Here is a 20,311-nt window from a genome sequence, read left to right as displayed (position 1 = left end):
TTCAAAAACCAAACAAAAATTCACCGTAGCCACGCTGCGGCGATTCCTTGCATCTGGAGCAAATTAAATGACAGATATCACTGCCAACGTAGTTGTTTCTAATCCTCGCCCCATCTTCACTGAATCCCGTTCGTTTAAAGCTGTTGCGAATGGGAAAATTTACATTGGTCAGATTGATACAGATCCGGTTAATCCTGCCAATCAGATACCCGTATACATTGAAAATGAGGATGGCTCTCACGTCCAGATTACTCAGCCGCTAATTATCAACGCAGCCGGTAAAATCGTATACAACGGCCAACTGGTGAAAGTTGTCACCGTTAAGGGTCATAGCATGGCTATCTATGATGCCTATGGTTATCAGGTTGACTATATTGCTAACGTATTGAAGTATGACCCAGATCAGCTTGAATACAGGCTGAGCCAACCAGACGGTTATCTTTTGGTTGGTGGACTGGCCGAGCATTATAACCTTCCGGCTAAATTTGTCGTCGTCGACAACGAGCCATATAACGGAGATCTAAAATCAGCACTTTCTGAGGCTGAAGCCGGTACTGTGTTTTGGCTTGGTAAAAAAACATACAACATTACCGGCCTGTACGGAACTGGCAGGAACACAGTTGAAAATATCTCTATTGTTGGCACTGGGATGCCTCAGTTATCTGATGATAAAACCAGATTTATCGATGGAACTGGGACAGTTATTCAAGGGGCGGTAAAGAATCAAGCGAGAGGGTTTAAAACCTTCAACCTTGGGATCGATGTTGGTGCTTATGTATCTCAGAATGTGTATACAACGGAAACTTACGAGGACGCTCTTGCGCACCATGGTGTTGGTTCCAACGCCAATATAGAAATTGACAATGTCAAGACGCTGAGCTCAGTTAACGTTGCCAGTAAGCCAGGAACTCACAGCATTCTGCTTGAACAATTATCCGGTGTAACTTTGGGTTATGTTGAGTGTATTGGTGGGTTCCACGGTCTGACAATAAAATGCCAAAACCTGCAAGGTGGTCGCGCTCACTGCTATGGTCAGTACGGTGATGCTTTCATCATTAAATCAGATTCTGGTGGCGCATGTGCAGACATACACATGGAGAGAATTACTGTAGGTCTTTATGATAACTCCAGATGGCCAGATGTAACGCTTGGTGGCATTTATGATGCTCACGATAACGTAACAATAGACAAAATTACTATTGGTGAGTTAATTGTGCAGAACGCGTCATGGGGATTTATACCATCTGATGCCAATACCGGTTTCATAACAAACGTCAGCATTGGTAGATACTCTGCATTCAATGTCTATGGGAACTATTATTCATTAACCATTGATAATAAATGTGTTGGTTGGACTATTGGTGAGCACAGAATTAGCAATGCATCTGGCGGCATTCGTGTTCACCCGGACTCTGCAGAAATCAATATTGGAACCGGATCCTCAAAGGCGAATACTGAGAGTGGTTATGCGTTGGGAGGCAACAGTTTAAGTCACGGCGTGCTCTTTGCTAATGAGAATGGGAAGGCTGGAGTTGATTACCTCGGTGGTATTGGTTTTGATGCCTCTCTTGTCCGTGGTTATGTTAACGGAACGGTTCTTGTTTCAGGATATCCAGGCGTAAAAGATGGTAATCCTGTAAATGGGTGGGCTGATACTGGTGATTTTGACATGATGCTAACCGGCAAGACTGTGCAGATCACAGGTTCACTGACTCGCGGAACAGCTGCGGTTGCGTATAACACTATCGCTGCGTGCAGGCCTTTGAAGCGAGTGCCTGTCCCGGCATGGGGTGTTAGCGCGACAAGCGCTATGATCCCAGTTGAGTGTTATATTGAAACTAACGGTCAATTAAACGTAGCTGGGTTCGCCTCGATACCAGATGGTGGAACTGTATATTTTTCTGGACAATACCTAACAAAGTAAAGTTAGACATAATTGAGGCACACAAAGCTTTGCATCGGATTGCAAGGTTTTGTGCTGCTTTCCTATGATACCTTCTCATCGAGCCAGTCCGCCCACCACTGCATCATTTCCCGGCGTGTATCTAGATAAGCTGCGTGGTTGTAAACTGAGCACGTCCCGCCGCTTACGTGTGCCAACTACATATCTAACGCGTCTTTGTTACAATTCTTCTAGTTGAGTATGGTACTTCCTTCCAACGTCATGAGATGCTGGTATTTTGATGATGGAGTGATGATGATAAAACATCATTAACTGAGTGGATTGAGTATATCAAGAAGCTACATAACATAGACCCAACTTCATCATCTGTATCCTGGCCCGATGCCCCACAATAAATTGACACTTCGTCCATTTTAAGGTGATTATCTGTAATTATTTGCTTGTTGAGTGGTTACGGATGAACAGAAGAGATTTCCTAAGTCTTTCGGCATTTTCCATGAGTGGTTTACTGGGGTCAAAAATGGCGTTTGCAAATGATATCCTTGTTGCTCCTTCTTTAACCATAGTAGATAACCCTCCTTACAACGGGGATCTCAGGCAAGCGCTACAGGAAACTACGCCTGGAAGCGTCCTGGTTCTTGGCAAATCGAAGCCTTATGACCTTACTGGATACTTTGTTTCTCCCACGCATACAGATGGGGAGCCCGTAACCAACACAATAGAAAACCTGACCATTATAGGGATGGGGATGCCAAGGCTTGCAGATGATAAATCGCACTTCATTCCTGGGTCAGGAACTATAATACTTGGTCTTATTATGAATAAGGCCAAAGGATTTCATATAGAAAACCTTGGAATTGATTGCGGTAATTATGTCTCTCAGAATGTATTCCCCAATGTCACCTATGAAGATTGCCTTCATATTTATGAAGCTGGTGACAATTCCAATATCTTCGTTAACAATATCAAGACGCTTAATTCTCTTGGGGTTTCTTCAAAGCCAGGGACTCATAGCATTCTGATTGAAAGAACCGGTGACGTTTACAAAGGATATGTAGAGTGCATAGGCGGGTTTCATGGCCTAACTCTAAAAGGGTGGAATATCACTGGGGGATGGTCTCACTGCTATGCTCAATATGGTGATGGGTTTATTCTTAAATCTGATTCAGGGACTAAATGCAGGGATATTCATCTTGATGGAATCAAAGTTGGTCTTATTGATAACACAGGATGGCCTGACATATCTATGGGGGGGATTTACGACCCGCATGACGGGCAGACTATTGACAGGGTGACCATAGGAGAACTCGCAATTCAGGGTGCCGCTTGGGGTCTGGTGGCAGCATCATCTAGTGATGGATATACTACTAACATCAACATCGGCATATTCTCTGCCATTGAGGTTTATGGGAATTACTACGCACTTGAAATAAATGATAAGTGCGTAGGGTGGAGTCTTGGACAGCATGCGATTTCCGCAGCATCTGGAGGTATAAGAGTTAATAAAAATGCAGCTTATATTGATATAGGTCACGGATACTCAAAGAACAATACAAGAAGCGGATATTCTCTTGGTGGCAACACTTTAAGTCATGGAAGGCTTTTAACTAATGAAAATGGTGAATATGGCGTTGAATATACTGGCGGTTATGGCTTTAACAAAGATGAAGTTATAGCATATGTCAATGGACTAGGAAGCTTTAATGATTTGCCATCAGCTATTCAGGGCAATCCAATAAATGGGTGGGCTAAAGACAAAAACTTTAAAGCTATAGTTTGCGGTCATCGCGTATTCATTAGCGGACGATTGAGAAAAGGAACGGCTTCACCTGCATTTTCTATTCCTGCTGCATTACTACCCAAAGAGGATGTGCCTGTGCATGGTGTAGGGGTAAATCTAGGTGTTAATGCTATCCCCGTGCAGGCTTGGGTTAGATCTTCAAACTCACCAACTAACCCAGGTATGTTCGATGTTTGGGGGTTTGCATCAACGGATTCATACGTAGATTTCAACAGTTCATATGACATTGCCTGAACATACATTTTAGCCCGGACCTGTTCCGGCCCCCCCTCATTACTGCAACACTCAACTTCCATCCTAAAATTTACAATCAAAGCAACCTATTAACTGTTAAGGTTAATCGATGGCCTGGATGGCGCGCCCATGACATCGGTACTTTATCATTTCCCTGCTTAAAAAAACTGTATGCATAAGCAGTAATTGAGGTGTTCATTATGGGATTCCCGAGTCCAGCGCAAGATTACGTTTAGCTGCGCATATCTCTCGAGCAGTGCATCATATCGAGGCCAGCGGCTACATACTTCATGAGATCCGGAGCGACACACTACCGCGAGGCATCATTAGCGGTGCTCTGCCTGTCGTTGATGCCTCACTGAAGGCATGTGATTGTTCGTTGCTGGTTTGCAGAATGGATGGAGAAATGAGGACAAGCGATACTGCAATCATCACTGAGAGGTCTGGTGAGTTTTATGATTTCTCGGTGACGTGAGACAAAAATGGGACGTAAAGGCTTTTATATGCCTTTCGACCAATTTCTATCTTTTTCGAAGATGGGACGTGTGAGCGCAGGTGTGACGTGGTATGTTGTTGACTTAAAAGGTGGTTCTAGGAACTTCTAAGCCGTGGGTCGCAGGTTCGAATCCTGCAGGGCGCGCCATCTAAAAATCAACAAATTACATTTCTTTTATTTTCTCTGCTCTTTCATTGTGGGGAAGCTGGGACACAATCGTTCAATATTACGCCTATTTGCTTAGCGTGTTCGGTTAAATTTATGCATACCTATTGACTGACTTGGCGGAATCTTTACATGATGTTTACAGACAGCCTGTGTGAATCCAGTTAGTAGCGATAGGTTTGGTAACTTGAAGAAATACACAGGCATCATCAAGTGTGAGGCTGTGTGATTCCGGGGGCATCTGGCTCAGCTTTTTGATTCTCTAGCGAGTTGTTGGTGCTACATTCCTGCGTGTCTCCATTTCAGACTTTAACAGCGCAACGAGGGAGTCCGATTTACTGAGGGCATCTTTGAATTCCGGAACTCATTTTGACGTTTTTCGGATGTATCCCTGATTCTGGAGACTGCTGAACAAGCCAGACACATCTGCGGAAGCCTGCTGGATCATATGGCGTGTCAAAGCCGTCACCATTAATATTCTTTTTCAGATCACACGCAATAGAAGTAAGAGTAGCACTGGTGATGCTGACATTTCCTGCGATTAGCATTTCAAAACCTTCATTGCCAAAGCCGACATTTATTGCCTCTAATAAAAAACGCCATCAAGTGGCTTGGTGTTTTTTCGCCTCTTCTATTGAGAACGACTACGTGTCGAAAACAGATGCAATATCGTAATCGCTGGTCTCCTCTCTTAATGTGGTAACATCTTGTTCAGTAGGCGGCATGAAAGTTATCGGCGCTCGCCAGACATAATCGACGGCAACTACTGGTACGGTACTTCTCGGGGCGTTCGACGCCAGGCAATTATATAAGATTGGTACCATGTATGTTCAATCTGAAGGTGCTACTATAGTAGGGGTTACAGCATGCTCTTCGCCATCTAATTCATAGCGCTGGTGTGGAATAACTATTCCGATTTTCGGAACATTTCAACCAAAACCCGCTTAACAGCATGAGTTTTCTATAGACAAAAAGCGCCTGTATTAGTTACTGACGCTTTTCCATGACTTTATTATTTTATATGCTGAAGTGAGTATGACTCAAAACATACATTTGAATCTTTTTGAGCGAATAACTGTATTTCTGCAGATGGCATATCTTCGTTTATTTCGAAAATATAAGAACCATTTTTATATTTATTCTCAGACATCTTGATTTTTTTTCCTGTTATATAAGAAAAAATTAATGCTTCATACTGATCGCCATGTGCATTAATTTTTAAAGAATACCACCCACGACCAAGAGTCTTATAGGGCCCATATGCAACCATGCCTTGTACGCCAGCATTGCATATTTGATTATTGTCCCCAACCTTGAAGTCACTTTTTACTACATTGGCACTTCCTTCTATATCGCCATCATAAATATTAATAGAATGACTGTAAACCAGGATGGGGGAATCCCACACCATATATGTTAATTCTGGTTTGCCATATAATTCTTCTATGACTTTTTTTTGTTGGTCATTATCAACAATGAAAAAGTTATTTCCATTGTTAAAATATGATATTTTTGTTAACCAAAAAGATGGCAAAACTTTTTTATTTTCTATGTCGATGTTAACAGGGGCTATATTGAATTTCTTTTCCACACTCACCGCTGCCGCATTCCAGAATGTTGCATATCCATTAGATAAGTTGTGTTGAGTCAAAAAATTAGATATAAGCCTATATTTTGATGTGGTTCTGTCATTGCGAAATAAGAAATCAGGCTGATTTACATATATTAATGAATAAGCAGAAATTGAAATTGAAAAAAACCATAAAACTATATTTGATATCTTTGGTACATTCGCATTTCGACATAAGAAAATTGAACCAAAAATAATGACAGGAATTAAATATCTTGTTGTACCCTCATCCACTGGTTTATCGCTTAAGGCATATGCAGGAATCATAATAAGAGATGCTATCAATAGCGCGGCGTCAACGAGACTAAACTTTCTTATTTTTATAAGCGAAGAAATTAAAAGTATAAAAAATATAACTAATGATGTGAATTTTAAAGAAGAGAATATTCCTTCAGGTGAACTGATTATTTTACTAAAAAAATCAGCGTTGAATAATATCAAAAGCCCTTTAAAAAGTAGCGAGATGTTAAAAGTTAACTTGTCATAACTAACAAATGTAGGCGAACCAACCCCTGGCAAATAAAAAAAATCAGCCGAGTTAGTAAAATGTAAGATTAACTTGAATAAAAAATACGAAAAAACCAAAGACGAAAATATTACAAATTTATCTTTTGCATTTTCATTGGCTATAAAACAGCTCAATGCAATTGGCAAAAAAAATAAATATATTGTTATATCATCGCTAAATATCGTTAAAGATGCGATTATTGATGATAGAAATAAATATAATCTATTTCTTCTGCGACAATAAAAATCAATTAATATATATGAAACAACGATATAAGTATATGTAGGGACATGGATTATCGCTACAGAAAGCATGTAACTGACAGCAGCACCAGGGAAAGCAAGGAACAGTAGCAAAGCCCATGCTTTTTTGTAGCCAGAAATTGTTCCCAGTGCATAGCATGAAGCGAACAGGCTACCAGCCATTAATCCAGGTATAACGTATGTTATCCATTCAGAATAACCAAAAAGCTTTATAGCAAGAGCAAACCAGACTAAGTCAGTAAAATAGAAAGTTACTGTAGATAAGTACCATCCTTTTAGTGTTATGTTTCCGTTTGCAATGTCAGCAGCCTCTAAAATACCACTCATGCTGTCAGAGCTTGGGATAAATTTATAGCTTAATGCGGTAAAAATATATGAAAATATCAAAAAAACTAATATTACCGAAAGCCCCTTTTTGGTCATTTTTTAATATCCTTAAGTAAATATTTTGGACGTTTTTTGGTTTCAATATAAATTCTGCCAATATATTCTCCCAGCACGCCTATCCCTATCAACTGCACCCCTCCAAGGAAAAGTATGGAGACGAGTAATGAAGGATATCCTCTTACTGGGTTTCCGAAGGCGAGCGTATCCAAAATCATCCACGCCCCGTAAATAAAAGCCATTCCTGCGACAACCAGACCGATATAGGTCCACATACGCAGAGGAAAAGTTGAGAAGCTAGTTATACCTTCTATCGCCAGATTCCATAGCTTCCATCCGTTGAATTTAGTGTTGCCAGCCACACGTTGCGCGCGCGCATACTCCACAACATCACTGTGTCCCCCAACCCAACTCAGCACACCCTTCATGAACAAGTTGCGTTCGGGCATTAATTTAATATTTTCGACAACTTCACGACTCATTAACCGAAAATCGCCAACGTTCTCTTCGATTTTCGGATTGCTGATTTTGTTGTGCAGCTTATAAAACCACTCAGCTGTCTTACGCTTCATGCGCCCGTCAGTTGAGCGGTCTGAGCGCTTAGCCAGCACCATATCTGCGCCAGCCTGCCACTTCTCAATGAGATGGGGGATAACTTCTATCGGATCCTGTAAATCGACATCAATAGGAATGACCGCATCCCCGGTTGCGTGGTCGAGCCCCGCGAAAAGAGCAGGTTCTTTACCGAAGTTTCGCGTAAACGAAAGCGGAATAACGAGCGGATCAGATGCAGCTATTTTGTTAATTATTGATTCAGTTGCATCTTTGCTTCCGTCATTAATAAAAACGATCTCCACTTCATATTCTTTTAGTTCATTAAACTCACGTACCGTTTTATAGAAAATCGGTATCGTGTCTTCTTCATTAAAAACTGGAACGACAAGAGAGATTTTCATTTCGCATCCCTAAAGACAATGAACTTTGAATAAATGAATCCGCATATCAGGCTGATAGCTGAAAAGGTGATAAGAGTAAGGAGTGGTGGCAAGGAGCATTTGTCAGCCATCCAGCCAACAACAGCGCTCAGTGTTCCCATAAATCCCACGTACATCATGTAGCGAAGCGTGGTGGTGCTGGCGTTAAAGGTGAAGCGCGCATTGGCATAGAAGCTGAACGATACGGCGATAACAAAACCGGAAAAGTTCGCCAACGCCTGATGCGTATGCATCCCATACACACAAAAAGCAAATACGCCCCAATGAATAAGCGTGTTAAGAACACCGATCGATGTGTACTTAGCGAATAACTTCAACATTATGAAAATCAGCGGATTCGGAAAGGTCTGGAGTGTAGCACTACAAATTGATTTGATCGATATAAACGATCAATAATGTGATATTTGATAGTTTAAACTTATTGTTATATTATTAATTGATCGTTGTTACCGATCAATAGGTATTGCTGATTGCTAAGTAGTTTGGGACAAAAACGGGACACACAAAGCTTTGCATTGGTTTGCAAGGCTTTGCATGTTTTTCGAGGATGGGGCGAGTGTGAGCGCCGTAGTAATGGGATAACTTGTTGTTAGCTCAGGTAGTTCCAGGAACATCTAAGCCGTGGGTCGCAGGTTCGAATCCTGCAGGGCGCGCCATTTAACCTCTCAAAATTATGTTAATCCGTAAGCTTCTGCGGGGGCGACGTTGTGCCATCCGCAGTACGTGACGCTAATATGCAAATAACTAATTGTGTTTAATCTGTTTATGGTGCTCCTCAGCCTGGATCTCATGGGCGAAAGAATGGGCATTATTCATCGATTGATGGATGACCATTGCTTTTTCATAGTCGTCCATTTCAGAAAAGGGTGTCGCATTTTCCACAGGAGTCGGGGCGCTGGTTTTCTGTGTCTAAGCCATTTGCTGGTGCGCGAAGGCGTCACCGTTATTCATCATCTCATGCGCGGTGGCGGATAATTGGCGGGATTCCATTTTCTCTGCGACTTTTACGCCAGCTGAAATAAAAAAACGACAGCTAAAAGGGATGTAAACTTATTCATCTTATTTCTCCGGTGTGGGTTAATAAGAGAAATAATAAAACAGTCGTTGAGTCTGGCGCGTGACGGGATAATGACGATGATGTCAGATTATTTTGCTGGTTAGCGATAGCGCCTTTCACTATCGCTACAGTTCAACGGAGGTGTTTGGGTAATGTCAAAATAAAACGAGTAGCGCGCGTATCGGAGGTGACAGAAACTTTTCCCTGATGCGCAATGACGATGGATTTTACAATTGCCAGGCCTATACCGCTGCCTTCCCCTTTACGCTGGCGGGAGGGATCAACCCGATAAAAACGATCGAAAAGGCGCGGCAAATGTTCCGGCGCGATTGGCGTACCGGGGTTTTCAACAATAATATGTATCTGGTCGTCCGCTTCTTTTATCCGAAGAGTAATGGTTTTACCTGGCGGCGTATAGCGCATCGCATTAGAGAGTAAATTACTGATCGCTCTGCGCAGCATGATGGGATCGCCGGTGATTCAGCAGGCGCGGCCTTCAAAGCGCAAGCTCCCAACACCTTTTCGGCAGAAACACTCAATGAGGCGCTCTACCACGGGGCGGTGCTCCGGGGGCGGCCAAAAGCCATGACGGTAGCGGTGATTATCGCCGGTTTGCTACCTGTTTTATGGGGGACCGGCGCGGGTTCTGAGGTGATGAGCCGTATTACCGCGCCGTTGCTGTCGCTGTTCATCATTCCGGCAGCCTACAAGCTGATGTGGCTGCGCAGGCATCGTCGCCTTGCGGCACACGTTTATCGTCCGAGCGCGTTGACCCGTTTGCGGTACTCGCCTGGTGTACAACCGAATTCACGGACAAAAGCTTTGTGAAAAGAAGATTCGCTCGCATAACCTACCGACTCGGCAATCACCATCACCGGCAGCGCTTCACGCGACAGGGTCTGGGCGGCGATTTGCAGGCGCAGCGTTGTTAACACGGCTAAGGGCGTTGTAGCGGACACGTCGCGAAATAGCTGGGCGAAACTCGCCCGCGACATGTGTACCCGTTGCGCCAGCGTTTCGACCGTCCAGGGATGCGCCGGTGTTTCCAGCATGTGAAGGATCACGCGGCCCAGCCGGGGATGCAGCAATAAATTGAGCACGCTTTTCGCCGTGCCAGCCTGCGATAGCCAGTCGCGAACGGCGAGGGTAAACAGCGTGGCGCACTGCTGACTGTATAAGACATCAGCGCCGGGTAAATGGTGTTCTGACTCCTGCTGTAACAGCAAAATGGCGGCGTTAAGCCAGATACTGGCGGGGCTATGCGGCGGCGGGGCAAGACATAACACTTCCGGCAACGCGGTAAGGAAATAACGTGACGTCGTGTGCAGACGTAGACTACCGCACACGATATGTGTCGGTGCTTCGCCAGACTGGCGCAAACGGTGGGCGGAGTTTTGCGGCAGAATCACCACCTTTCCCGGCGTAAGCGTCATGGCGTCGCCGGTAGGCATTTCCAGTTGCGCTTCGCCCTGCGTAACGGTATGCCAGCGAATCACCGATAGTTCGCCAGCGGCGTGCGGCAACTGCCAGTCGCCGCCTAACGGGCAATTCTTGTCGATTGAGCCCTGAGGGGCGTTAAGCGTCAATAGCCGACTAAGCGCATCCATATAGACTCCAGAACAGATTTATTTTCAAAAATAGGGATCACCATTTCTGTCTCTGTTCACTATATTTCTGACTCAATGTCATTTCTACTCTTGTTTTTGCTAACCGCTAATTTAGACGATAAGACAAAAATTGGCGCGTTACGGATAACCCTGTCTTTTTTGACGTTATTTATACTTGTCCTGACAAACAGATGGTGATTTGGCGGAGAAAGAAGATGACACAGTATCAGGCGCTCATTATTGGTTTTGGCAAGGCAGGAAAAACGTTGGCGGCAACTCTGGCGAAGACGGGATGGCGCGTGGCGATTATCGAACAGTCCGCCAGTATGTTCGGCGGAACCTGCATCAACATTGGCTGTATTCCAACGAAAACGCTGGTGCATGACGCGGAACGTGAGGGCGATTTTTCAGTCGCCATGCAACGCAAAGCGGCGGTCGTAAATTTTTTACGCGACAAAAATTTTCATAATCTTGCCGACCTGGACAATGTCGATGTGATTGAGGGAAGGGCGGAGTTTATTGATAACCATACCTTACGGGTATTTCAGGCGGACGGCGAGCGGGTGTTACGGGGAGAAAAGATCTTTATTAATACTGGCGCAGAGTCGGTGATCCCGGCTATTACGGGCTTAACAACGACGGCAGGGGTGTTCGATAGCACCGGGCTACTCAGCCTGAGCCAGCGTCCGGCGCGGCTGGGGATTTTAGGCGGTGGTTATATTGGCCTTGAATTTGCCTCAATGTTCGCCAACTTTGGTACGAAGGTCACTATCTTTGAAGCAGCGCCGCAATTCCTGCCTCGTGAAGATCGGGATATCGCGCAGGCAATTACCCGTATTTTACAGGAAAAGGGCGTCGAGCTGATTTTAAACGCCAACGTACAGGCCGTATCCTCAAAGGAGGGCGCGGTACAAGTAGAAACGCCGGAAGGCGCGCATCTTGTGGATGCCCTGCTGGTGGCGTCGGGGCGAAAACCGGCGACGGCTGGCTTACAGTTGCAGAACGCCGGTGTGGCGGTGAACGAACGCGGCGGGATCATCGTGGATGATTACCTGCGTACCACGGCGGACAATATCTGGGCGATGGGCGATGTTACCGGTGGGTTGCAGTTTACCTATATTTCACTGGATGATTTTCGTATTGTACGCGACGGGTTATTGGGAGATGGCAAACGCAGTACCCGCGATCGCCAGAACGTTCCGTATTCCGTCTTTATGACGCCGCCGCTCTCTCGTGTCGGGCTGACGGAAGAACAAGCGCGGGCAAGCGGCGCAACGGTGCAGGTGGTGACATTACCGGTGGCGGCGATCCCTCGCGCCCGTGTTATGAACGATACTCGTGGCGTACTAAAAGCGGTAGTGGACGTGAATACGCAGCGTATTGTAGGGGTGTCATTGTTATGCGTCGATTCTCATGAAATGATTAATATCGTTAAAACCGTTATGGATGCAGATTTACCTTATACGGTGTTACGCGACCAGATATTTACCCATCCTACAATGAGTGAGTCTTTAAACGATCTCTTCTCTCTCATTAAGTAAAACATAAATAATGTAGCCCTGTTAATCAGGGCTTTTTTTTGCCTGTCAGACCATAAAAATACGCCAGGACAAATATGCTGGCGTCTGAAAGAAAAGGCTTTAGCCAGGCATAACGTATTATAACACCATTGAAATAACCCACGACTGGAAATCTCGATGTTAAAAGTTACCACGCTTATTGCTTCATTATTGGCTGCGCCGCTGGCGTTTTCCGCCTCCGCCCAGCCGCTAACTGACGTTGAATATATCAGCGTTTCTGCGGTGTCAGCAACGCCGTCAATGCTTGAAGACGCTATTGCCAGACTGGCGCAAAGTAAACAGGCGTCGTCATGGAAAATTACGTCAATGCGTATTGATAATACGGGTTACGCCACTGCGATATTATATAAATAAGGAGAGCCTGAGATGGATAAATATCTTCGTCTGTTAAGTCAGGGGGATCGGCTTGGATTAACATTAATTCGCCTGAGTATCGCCATCGTTTTTATCTGGATTGGACTACTAAAATTTGTGCCCTATGAGGCAGACAGTATTACCCCGTTTGTGGCGAACAGCCCGTTTATGTCTTTTTTCTATGAACATCCTGAAGAATATCGTCAGCATCTGACGCATGAGGGCGAACTAAAACCGGAGGAGCGCGCCTGGCAAACGGCCAATAATACGTATGCGTTTTCGGATGGTCTGGGCGTGGTGGAATTGATTATCGCGGTGCTGGTACTGGCTAACCCTGTCAGCCGCTGGTTAGGGCTGGCGGGCGGCGTGCTGGCATTCCTGACGCCATTTGTCACGCTGTCGTTTTTAATCACCACGCCGGAGGCCTGGGTTATGCCGCTGGGCGATGCGCATTATGGTTTCCCGTATTTATCGGGCGCCGGGCGGCTGGTATTAAAAGATACGTTAATGCTGGCAGGGGCGGTGATGATCATGGCGGACTCCGCCCGTTCGTTACTTTTACAGCGCCAGTAGCGACCCTCTTACCCTCTTTATGCCGCGATTCGTCGGGTGGCGCTTGCGCCATCCGACAATGTGTTGATGAATGATGGACTACCCTGCCAGAAGTTCCTGTTCCACCTGTTGAACCTGCGCCTCCAGCGTATTGCGAATTTCGGTTAGCGCCCGTTCCTGCTCGGAGAAATAGGCTTCCTTATCCGCAACGGAAGAGGCGAGCCGCCAGGCGTTTTCCGTTTCCAGCTGCGTTATCTCTTTCAACAGCGCGTCGATTTGCGTGCGGAGCTGGCGTATTTTATGGCGCAGATGTTCCAGGTTATTGAGCCTGTCGCTTGCCATCATCGGTTCCAGACCGCTTTGCAGCTGCGTCAATAACGCGCGAATTGCCGCCAGATCGGCATTCTGCCGCGCCTGATTAAGTTGTACCATCATCTGGTGCGCTTTTTCTTTTAATTCATCGGCGACCACATCCGGGTGACACAGGCGGCTGGCCTGACGCCACAAACGTTTTAATTCACTGCGTTCGTCAGCCGACAAACGTTGATCGCGGGCGTAGCGGAATTGCGCTTCCTGCTGCTGCTCCCGGTACTGGTGATAGTCCTGTTCCGCATTTTCCTGCGCCTGGCGGAATGCGCTGTCGTCCTGATGGGAAAAATCTGCTTCCAGCTCGCGAATTTCCGCCAGCAACGCGGTGATTAACTCCGTCTGCTGCTGGATTCGCTGACGGATGCCCACCGCTTCGCGCGAGGCGGCATTCAATCCTGTCCACTGCTGTTTTAGCGTTGCCAGTTGATCCACGGCCTGGGAAATAAATTGCAGGCAGGATTGATAATCCTTTTCCCGGCGTTTTATTTCGGCTTCTTGCTTACGCTGCATACTCACCGCGAGCTGTTTACGCAACTCCAGAATACGGCTCATCAACGGCCCGAGACGCAGATGATAGAGGTCGTTGAAATCGTCGAGGATTTGTACCCGCGCATTTCGTTTGTCAATCAGATCGCGAAGTTGGGCTTCAAGCGCTTTCAGCTCCAGCTTACTGGCGGCAATAGAGGGATCTTGCCACGTCGAGAGCGCCCGTTGAGCCTGTAGCCAGGCGGCGATCTCTTGCATGGCGTCACTGAATCGACGAGCTTCAATCGCCTGGGCAATCGCGCTGATTACGGCATCCTGCGGCTCATTTTTCAGGTAGATGAGCTGCTGACGGATAATCTCTTCGTCCTCAAGTTCGATGGCGCTTTTGATGATCTCTAAACGTTTGATGATCTTATTCATGACGTTGATGCCTGGCGTGGCTCAAAAACGGATAACAGATACCAGGTCTGATTCACCTTTTTGAAAATACTGAAAAAATACTAAATGTATTCTGTAGGGTGTCGTACTTTTCGTCCAGAGTTATTCACATATTTTATACTCGGCGTCTGTCACCCGTAACGTTCTATATCGGCGCGCACTCTTTTCTTTTTACTCCCCGCGACATCTTTTTTTACACGATAACGTTAACGTCCGGAGTTGAGCCTTGACAAACGATTGCGCCTTGCGGCAGCGAGAGCGAAATGTTAAAAGGTGCCCCTCAATAAAAACGATACAGGGGTAGGACGTGAAAAACGCGTCAACTGCATCCGGCGCCAGCGTGTCGGATGCCGCGTCGAAGAATGAACCGACGCTTCAGCGGGGGTTGCAAAACCGCCATATTCAGCTAATTGCGCTGGGCGGCGCCATTGGCACCGGACTGTTTCTGGGCATCGGCCCGGCGATTCAAATGGCGGGGCCGGCTGTTTTGTTGGGCTATGGCGTTGCCGGGATTATCGCTTTTCTCATTATGCGCCAGTTGGGTGAAATGGTCGTGGAAGAGCCGGTTTCCGGATCGTTTGCCCACTTCGCCTGGAAATATTGGGGGCCGTTTGCGGGCTTTTTGTCGGGCTGGAACTATTGGGTCATGTTTGTGCTGGTCGGGATGGCGGAGTTGACCGCGGCGGGCATCTATATGCAGTACTGGCTGCCTGACGTACCAACATGGGTATGGGCGGCGGCGTTTTTTATTATCATTAATGCCGTGAATCTGGTGAACGTTCGTCTGTATGGCGAAACGGAATTCTGGTTCGCGCTGATTAAAGTGCTGGCGATTATCGGCATGATAGGTTTTGGTCTGTGGCTGCTGTTCTCCGGCCACGGCGGCGAACATGCCAGCATTGATAACCTCTGGCGTTATAACGGTTTCTTCGCTACCGGTTGGCATGGTTTGCTTCTGTCGCTGGCGGTGATTATGTTTTCTTTTGGCGGACTGGAGCTGATCGGCATTACTGCGGCGGAAGCGCGCGATCCGCAAAAAAGCATCCCGAAAGCGGTGAATCAGGTGGTATACCGTATTTTGCTGTTCTACATCGGTTCGCTGGTGGTGTTGCTGGCGCTCTATCCGTGGGTAGAGGTGAAATCCAATAGCAGCCCTTTTGTGATGATCTTCCATAACCTGGACAGTAATGTGGTGGCTTCGGCGCTGAATTTCGTTATTCTGGTCGCGTCGCTTTCGGTATATAACAGCGGCGTTTATTCGAATAGCCGAATGCTGTTCGGCCTGTCCGTACAAGGCAACGCGCCGAAATTTTTAACCCGCGTCAGCCATCGCGGCGTACCGGTGAACTCGCTGATACTTTCCGGAGCGATTACCTCGCTGGTGGTGCTGATCAACTATCTGTTGCCGCAAAAAGCGTTTAGCCTGTTGATGGCGCTGGTTGTCGCGACGCTATTGCTAAACTGGATAATGATCTGTCTCGCGCATTTACGTTTTCGCGCGGCGATGCGTCGTAAAGGGCGCGAGACGCAATTTAAGGCGCTGTTCTATCCCGCCGGAAACTATTTGTGCATTGCGTTTCTGGCGCTGATCCTGGTGTTAATGTGTACGATGGACGATATGCGATTGTCGGCGATTTTGCTGCCGGTATGGATTGTATTCCTGTTTATCGCGTTTACAGTTTTGCGCCGTAAGGCTCATTAACTTTTTTGCCCGATCCCATGCTCATGCGATCGGGCAATCCATTAATGGCGCAATGTCCCTGACAGCGCGCGAATATCGCTGCCGGTCGGCGTCTGATGAATACGCAAGCCGAACTCTTCCACCACGGCAAAAATATGGTCGAAAATATCGGCCTGGATGCTCTCATATTCCAGCCACACGACGGTATTGGTAAAGGCGTAGATCTCTATCGGCAAACCATGATCGTCAGGCGCCAGTTGGCGTACCATCAGCGTCATGTCTTTACGGATGCGCGGATGGTGGCGTAAATATTCGTTCAGATAGGCGCGAAATGTCCCGATATTGGTCATTCGGCGGTGATTTAAGGCTGATTCCGGCGCATCCAGTTGTTTATTCCATTCATCGATTTCCTGATGACGGCTGGTAAGATACGGCTTTAACAGTTGCGCGGTTAACAGCCGCTGTTTTTCATCATCATCCAGAAAATGGATACTGGTCGCGTCAATATTAATGCTGCGTTTAATCCGGCGTCCGCCGGACGCAGACATGCCGCTCCAGTTTTTGAACGAGTCGGAAACCAGCGACCAGGTGGGAATGGTGGTGATGGTATTATCCCAGTTGCGTACTTTTACCGTGGTTAAGCCAATATCAATGACCGCGCCATCTGCGCCATATTTTGGCATCTCCAGCCAGTCGCCCAGTTTGAGCATATCGTTGGCGGAAAGCTGTATACCGGCAACCAGGCCAAGAATCGGGTCTTTAAAGACCAGCATTAATACCGCGGCCATCGCGCCAAGCCCGCTGATTAAAATTGCTGGTGACTGGCCAATCAGCAGTGAGATCATCAGAATGCCGACGATAATTGCGCCGATGAGCTTAATGCCCTGAAATATTCCTTTTAGCGGCAACTGAGAGGCGGCGGGCCATTTTTGCGATAGATTGAAAATCACGTCCAGCAGAGAAAATAACGACAGCAGGGCGTAGGTCATAATCCATAACTGCGCGCAGGTCGTCAGGATATCCGCAGCCTCACTGCCTTTTTGTAGCCAGAGCGCGGCCTGAATATTGACAATGATGCCTTGCAGCGTAAAAGCCAGCCGATGGAATAATTTATTCTGGGTAATAATTTGCAGCCACAGGCGGGAACTGGCGTTGGCACGTTTTTCGAAAGCGCGCAGTACTATCCAGTGCAAAATAATATGCACGACAACTGCTGTCAGAAAAATAATACCAAATATCACCACCAGCGACGTGGTGTGATTCATTTCAATTCCCGCTAAATCTTCTACCCGGGATATCAATTCCTGCATAATCTCTCCTTTATAAACAGCAGCCTATGATGACTGCTGAATGGCATTTATGCAAATCAGGACGCTCGCGCTTCAGGCATAATCAGCAACAGACGGGTAAAAGCGCTTCTGGGGTTATCCATACGCTATATTTTAACCAGCGCCCTATAAACGTCGTTATTTTACGCGGTTCCCTCTTTTTGAACAGGCGCCAGTCCGTCAACAATGAATGAAAACTTTTTAACCAGAATGTTTAAAACGATTGCAATATCTCTGTCGGATAATGATTAGCACCGTCGTACCTATCAACAATAACATTAAGGAACATCGGATGACCCAAAAGCGTACCCTGCTAAAATACGGCATACTCTCGCTGGCGCTGGCCGCGCCATTATCTGCCTGTGCGTTTGACTCTCTTACGGTGATCGGCGATAGCCTTAGCGATACCGGAAATAACGGTCGCTGGACCTGGGATAGTGGTCAAAATAAGCTCTACGACGAACAGTTGGCCGAACTATATGGGCTGGCATTAAGCCCTTCCAGCAATGGCGGCTCTAATTATGCCGCCGGCGGCGCGACGGCGACCCCGGAATTAAACCCGCAGGATAATACCGCCGATCAGGTACGGCAGTGGCTTGCCAAAACGGGGGGAAAAGCCGACCACAACGGTTTGTATATTCACTGGGTCGGCGGAAACGATCTGGCGGCGGCCATCGCGCAACCAACCATGGCACAGCAAATAGCCGGTAATAGCGCCACTAGCGCGGCGGCGCAGGTAGGGCTGTTACTGGATGCCGGCGCCGGGCTGGTCGTGGTGCCAAACGTACCGGATATTAGTGCGACGCCAATGCTTCTGGAGGCGGTAATCACCGCCGGGCTGGGCGCAGCGGCGCCCCCGGCGCTAAAAGCGGCGTTAGATGCGCTGGCGGAGGGAGCTACGCCCGATTTCGCCAGTCGGCAACAGGCGATCCGCAAGGCGTTGCTGGCGGCGGCTGCAACGGTAAGTAGCAATCCGTTTATTCAGCAACTGCTCGTTGAGCAACTGCTGGCGGGCTATGAAAAGGCGGCAGGGCAGGCGTCAGCTCTGACCGATTACTATAATCAGATGGAAGAGAAGGGGCTGGAGCAACACGGCGGCAATATAGCCCGTGCCGATATCAACGGCCTCTTTAAGGAAATTCTTGCCAACCCGCAGGCGTTTGGTCTGACAAATACCGTAGGTATGGCCTGCCCGCCGGGCGTATCCGCTTCAGCGTGCTCCTCGGCAATGCCTGGATTTAATGCGTCGCAGGACTATCTGTTTGCCGATCATTTACATCCCGGTCCGCAGGTCCATACCATTATTGCGCAATATATCCAGTCGATCATTGCCGCGCCGGTACAGGCGACATACCTGAACCAAAGCGTTCAGTCGATGGCGCAAGGCAGTCGTACCACGCTTGACAGCCGTTATCAGCAGCTTCGCCAGGGGGAAAATTCTGTTGGTTCACTGGGCATGTTCGGTGGATACAGCGGGGGATATCAACGTTATGATAATAATGAGGCCGACGGGAACGGTAATCATAATAATCTGACGGTTGGCGTCGATTATCAGCTTAACGAGCAGGTACTGCTGGGAGGGCTGATAGCCGGTTCTCTGGATAAGCAACATCCTGACGATAATTATCGTTATGACGCCCGCGGTTTTCAGGCCGCCGTATTCAGCCATTTACGCGCCGGTCAGGCGTGGCTGGATAGCGATTTACACTACCTGTCCGCTAAATTCAGTAACATTCAGCGCAGTATCACGCTCGGTGCGCTAAGACGGGTGGAAGAGGGCGAAACCAACGGGCAGCTGTGGGGCGCGAGGTTAACCAGTGGTTATGATTTTGTCATGATGCCGTGGTTAACGACCGGACCGATGCTGCAATATGCATGGGATTACAGCCACGTTAATGGCTATAGCGAGAAGCTCAATACCAGTACATCAATGCGTTTTGGTGACCAAAACGCCCATTCGCAGGTGGGTGGCGCTGGCTGGCGTCTGGATCTTCGCCACAGCATCATTCACTCCTGGGCGCAGATTAATTATCGCCGTCAGTTTGGCGATGATACGTATGTGGCGAACGGCGGCCTTAAATCGACCGCGCTGACGTTTAGCCGCGACGGAAAAACGCAGGATAAAAACTGGGTTGATATCGCGATTGGCGCAGATTTTCCGCTGTCGGCAACTGTGTCCGCTTTCGCCGGGCTGTCGCAAACGGCAGGGTTAAGCGATGGCAATCAAACCCGTTATAACGTTGGGTTTAGCGCCCGATTTTGATGACACGCCAGGGAGGGCCAAACCCGTGGTGACAATATCGCCATCGTAGGCGCAACCGGTGTCACGCCGTTTTCTCCTTCATCCAGATAGGGGGTATCCAGATATGGCAAACGGCGTGCCAGTTTTAAATATTATTTATTTTCAATAGGTTGAAAAAGGAAGTTAACACTAGCGATGTAAAACCTGGCACTTCGCGCCATTGAGCATTGGGGAACCT

General features: G+C 47.3%; 13 protein-coding genes and 6 pseudogenes. 9 read left to right on the top strand and 10 right to left on the bottom strand.

Annotated elements, in window-relative coordinates:
* Positions 1 to 67 precede the first annotated feature (67 nt).
* The gene (locus tag ACLJTG_RS10675; protein ID WP_252310765.1) at positions 68 to 1,924 is read left to right on the top strand and encodes a phage tailspike protein; all 1,857 of its coding nucleotides are present in this window, start codon (positions 68 to 70) and stop codon (positions 1,922 to 1,924) included.
* A gap of 62 nt (positions 1,925 to 1,986) precedes the next feature.
* Here the strand turns inward: ACLJTG_RS10675 and ACLJTG_RS10670 are convergent.
* Positions 1,987 to 2,100 (bottom strand): annotated as a pseudogene (locus tag ACLJTG_RS10670) (hypothetical protein); the annotation flags it as partial.
* Positions 2,101 to 2,202: 102 nt separating this feature from the next.
* Here ACLJTG_RS10670 and ACLJTG_RS10665 point away from each other — a divergent pair.
* Positions 2,203 to 2,298: pseudogene (locus ACLJTG_RS10665) on the top strand (tail fiber assembly protein); the annotation flags it as partial.
* 101 nt (positions 2,299 to 2,399) lie between these two features.
* On the top strand, positions 2,400 to 3,938 hold the full coding sequence (locus ACLJTG_RS10660) for a phage tail protein (RefSeq protein WP_232621309.1): 1,539 nt from the start codon (positions 2,400 to 2,402) through the stop codon (positions 3,936 to 3,938).
* Between the two features lie 803 nt (positions 3,939 to 4,741).
* On the opposite strand, the pseudogene ACLJTG_RS10655 reads toward ACLJTG_RS10660, so the two are convergent.
* From ACLJTG_RS10655 to ACLJTG_RS10630, 6 genes and pseudogenes are all read right to left on the bottom strand, one after another.
* Positions 4,742 to 4,840 (bottom strand): annotated as a pseudogene (locus ACLJTG_RS10655) (DNA-binding protein); the annotation flags it as partial.
* 21 nt (positions 4,841 to 4,861) lie between these two features.
* A pseudogene (locus tag ACLJTG_RS10650) lies at positions 4,862 to 5,176 on the bottom strand (hypothetical protein).
* Positions 5,177 to 5,611: 435 nt separating this feature from the next.
* Entirely contained in the window at positions 5,612 to 7,423 is a 1,812-nt protein-coding gene (locus ACLJTG_RS10645) for a hypothetical protein (RefSeq protein WP_000162128.1), read from the bottom strand.
* Positions 7,420 to 8,340, bottom strand: a complete 921-nt coding sequence (locus tag ACLJTG_RS10640; protein WP_000703643.1) for a glycosyltransferase family 2 protein — start codon at positions 8,338 to 8,340, stop codon at positions 7,420 to 7,422. Before ACLJTG_RS10640 ends, ACLJTG_RS10645 begins: the two co-directional genes overlap by 4 nt.
* Positions 8,337 to 8,699, bottom strand: a complete 363-nt coding sequence (locus ACLJTG_RS10635) for a GtrA family protein (RefSeq protein WP_000915520.1) — start codon at positions 8,697 to 8,699, stop codon at positions 8,337 to 8,339. The genes ACLJTG_RS10640 and ACLJTG_RS10635 overlap by 4 nt, the downstream gene beginning before the upstream one ends.
* An 869-nt stretch (positions 8,700 to 9,568) precedes the next feature.
* A pseudogene (locus tag ACLJTG_RS10630) lies at positions 9,569 to 9,943 on the bottom strand (ATP-binding protein); the annotation flags it as partial.
* Between the two features lie 3 nt (positions 9,944 to 9,946).
* Here ACLJTG_RS10630 and ACLJTG_RS10625 point away from each other — a divergent pair.
* Positions 9,947 to 10,171, top strand: a pseudogene (locus tag ACLJTG_RS10625) (hypothetical protein); the annotation flags it as partial.
* A 17-nt stretch (positions 10,172 to 10,188) separates the two neighbouring features.
* Here ACLJTG_RS10625 and rclR read toward each other — a convergent pair.
* Positions 10,189 to 11,043: a reactive chlorine-specific transcriptional regulator RclR gene (gene rclR / locus ACLJTG_RS10620; protein ID WP_000339621.1), complete on the bottom strand. Its 855-nt coding sequence runs from the start codon at positions 11,041 to 11,043 to the stop codon at positions 10,189 to 10,191.
* Between the two features lie 215 nt (positions 11,044 to 11,258).
* Here rclR and rclA point away from each other — a divergent pair, with 215 nt between their 5' ends.
* The 3 genes from rclA to rclC all read left to right on the top strand — a co-directional run bounded on the left by rclA (position 11,259) and on the right by rclC (position 13,550).
* On the top strand, positions 11,259 to 12,584 hold the full coding sequence (gene rclA, locus ACLJTG_RS10615; protein ID WP_000195929.1) for a reactive chlorine resistance oxidoreductase RclA: 1,326 nt from the start codon (positions 11,259 to 11,261) through the stop codon (positions 12,582 to 12,584).
* A 156-nt stretch (positions 12,585 to 12,740) separates the two neighbouring features.
* Positions 12,741 to 12,977 (top strand): reactive chlorine resistance periplasmic protein RclB, encoded by a 237-nt coding sequence (gene rclB / locus ACLJTG_RS10610; RefSeq protein ID WP_000922170.1) that lies wholly within the window; start codon positions 12,741 to 12,743, stop codon positions 12,975 to 12,977.
* A gap of 12 nt (positions 12,978 to 12,989) precedes the next feature.
* A complete protein-coding gene (gene rclC / locus ACLJTG_RS10605) occupies positions 12,990 to 13,550 on the top strand; it encodes a reactive chlorine resistance membrane protein RclC (RefSeq protein WP_000362181.1) in 561 nt (186 codons plus the stop codon).
* A gap of 78 nt (positions 13,551 to 13,628) precedes the next feature.
* On the opposite strand, the gene ACLJTG_RS10600 is transcribed toward rclC, so the two are convergent.
* Positions 13,629 to 14,804 (bottom strand): DnaJ family molecular chaperone, encoded by a 1,176-nt coding sequence (locus tag ACLJTG_RS10600; RefSeq protein WP_001033456.1) that lies wholly within the window; start codon positions 14,802 to 14,804, stop codon positions 13,629 to 13,631.
* Between the two features lie 325 nt (positions 14,805 to 15,129).
* On the opposite strand from ACLJTG_RS10600, the gene pheP reads away from it, so the two are divergent.
* Complete coding sequence (pheP, locus tag ACLJTG_RS10595) at positions 15,130 to 16,524, top strand: phenylalanine transporter (protein WP_000786288.1); 1,395 nt, start codon at positions 15,130 to 15,132, stop codon at positions 16,522 to 16,524.
* A 41-nt stretch (positions 16,525 to 16,565) separates the two neighbouring features.
* Here pheP and ACLJTG_RS10590 read toward each other — a convergent pair whose 3' ends face one another.
* On the bottom strand, positions 16,566 to 17,813 hold the full coding sequence (locus tag ACLJTG_RS10590) for a mechanosensitive ion channel family protein (protein ID WP_079951149.1): 1,248 nt from the start codon (positions 17,811 to 17,813) through the stop codon (positions 16,566 to 16,568).
* 310 nt (positions 17,814 to 18,123) lie between these two features.
* Here ACLJTG_RS10590 and ACLJTG_RS10585 point away from each other — a divergent pair, with 310 nt between their 5' ends.
* Entirely contained in the window at positions 18,124 to 20,094 is a 1,971-nt protein-coding gene (locus ACLJTG_RS10585; RefSeq protein WP_198898215.1) for an autotransporter domain-containing protein, read from the top strand.
* The last annotated feature ends 217 nt before the right edge of the window (positions 20,095 to 20,311 follow it).

The organism is Salmonella sp. SAL00672 (genome assembly GCF_046552175.1).
Lineage (GTDB): Bacteria > Pseudomonadota > Gammaproteobacteria > Enterobacterales > Enterobacteriaceae > Salmonella > Salmonella enterica.
The sequence above is the reverse complement of the archived record's forward strand: the minus strand, read 5'-3'. Positions and strand labels throughout refer to the sequence as shown.

Excerpts from the sequence above, each read along its gene's own strand:
- ACLJTG_RS10675 (WP_252310765.1), top strand. The coding sequence starts at position 68 with ATGACAGATATCACTGCCAACGTAGTTGTTTCTAATCCTCGCCCCATC.
- ACLJTG_RS10660 (WP_232621309.1), top strand. The coding sequence starts at position 2,400 with ATGAGTGGTTTACTGGGGTCAAAAATGGCGTTTGCAAATGATATCCTT.
- ACLJTG_RS10645 (WP_000162128.1), bottom strand. The coding sequence starts at position 7,423 with ATGACCAAAAAGGGGCTTTCGGTAATATTAGTTTTTTTGATATTTTCA.
- ACLJTG_RS10640 (WP_000703643.1), bottom strand. The coding sequence starts at position 8,340 with ATGAAAATCTCTCTTGTCGTTCCAGTTTTTAATGAAGAAGACACGATA.
- ACLJTG_RS10635 (WP_000915520.1), bottom strand. The coding sequence starts at position 8,699 with ATGTTGAAGTTATTCGCTAAGTACACATCGATCGGTGTTCTTAACACG.
- rclR (WP_000339621.1), bottom strand. The coding sequence starts at position 11,043 with ATGGATGCGCTTAGTCGGCTATTGACGCTTAACGCCCCTCAGGGCTCA.
- rclA (WP_000195929.1), top strand. The coding sequence starts at position 11,259 with ATGACACAGTATCAGGCGCTCATTATTGGTTTTGGCAAGGCAGGAAAA.
- rclB (WP_000922170.1), top strand. The coding sequence starts at position 12,741 with ATGTTAAAAGTTACCACGCTTATTGCTTCATTATTGGCTGCGCCGCTG.
- rclC (WP_000362181.1), top strand. The coding sequence starts at position 12,990 with ATGGATAAATATCTTCGTCTGTTAAGTCAGGGGGATCGGCTTGGATTA.
- ACLJTG_RS10600 (WP_001033456.1), bottom strand. The coding sequence starts at position 14,804 with ATGAATAAGATCATCAAACGTTTAGAGATCATCAAAAGCGCCATCGAA.
- ACLJTG_RS10590 (WP_079951149.1), bottom strand. The coding sequence starts at position 17,813 with ATGCAGGAATTGATATCCCGGGTAGAAGATTTAGCGGGAATTGAAATG.
- ACLJTG_RS10585 (WP_198898215.1), top strand. The coding sequence starts at position 18,124 with ATGACCCAAAAGCGTACCCTGCTAAAATACGGCATACTCTCGCTGGCG.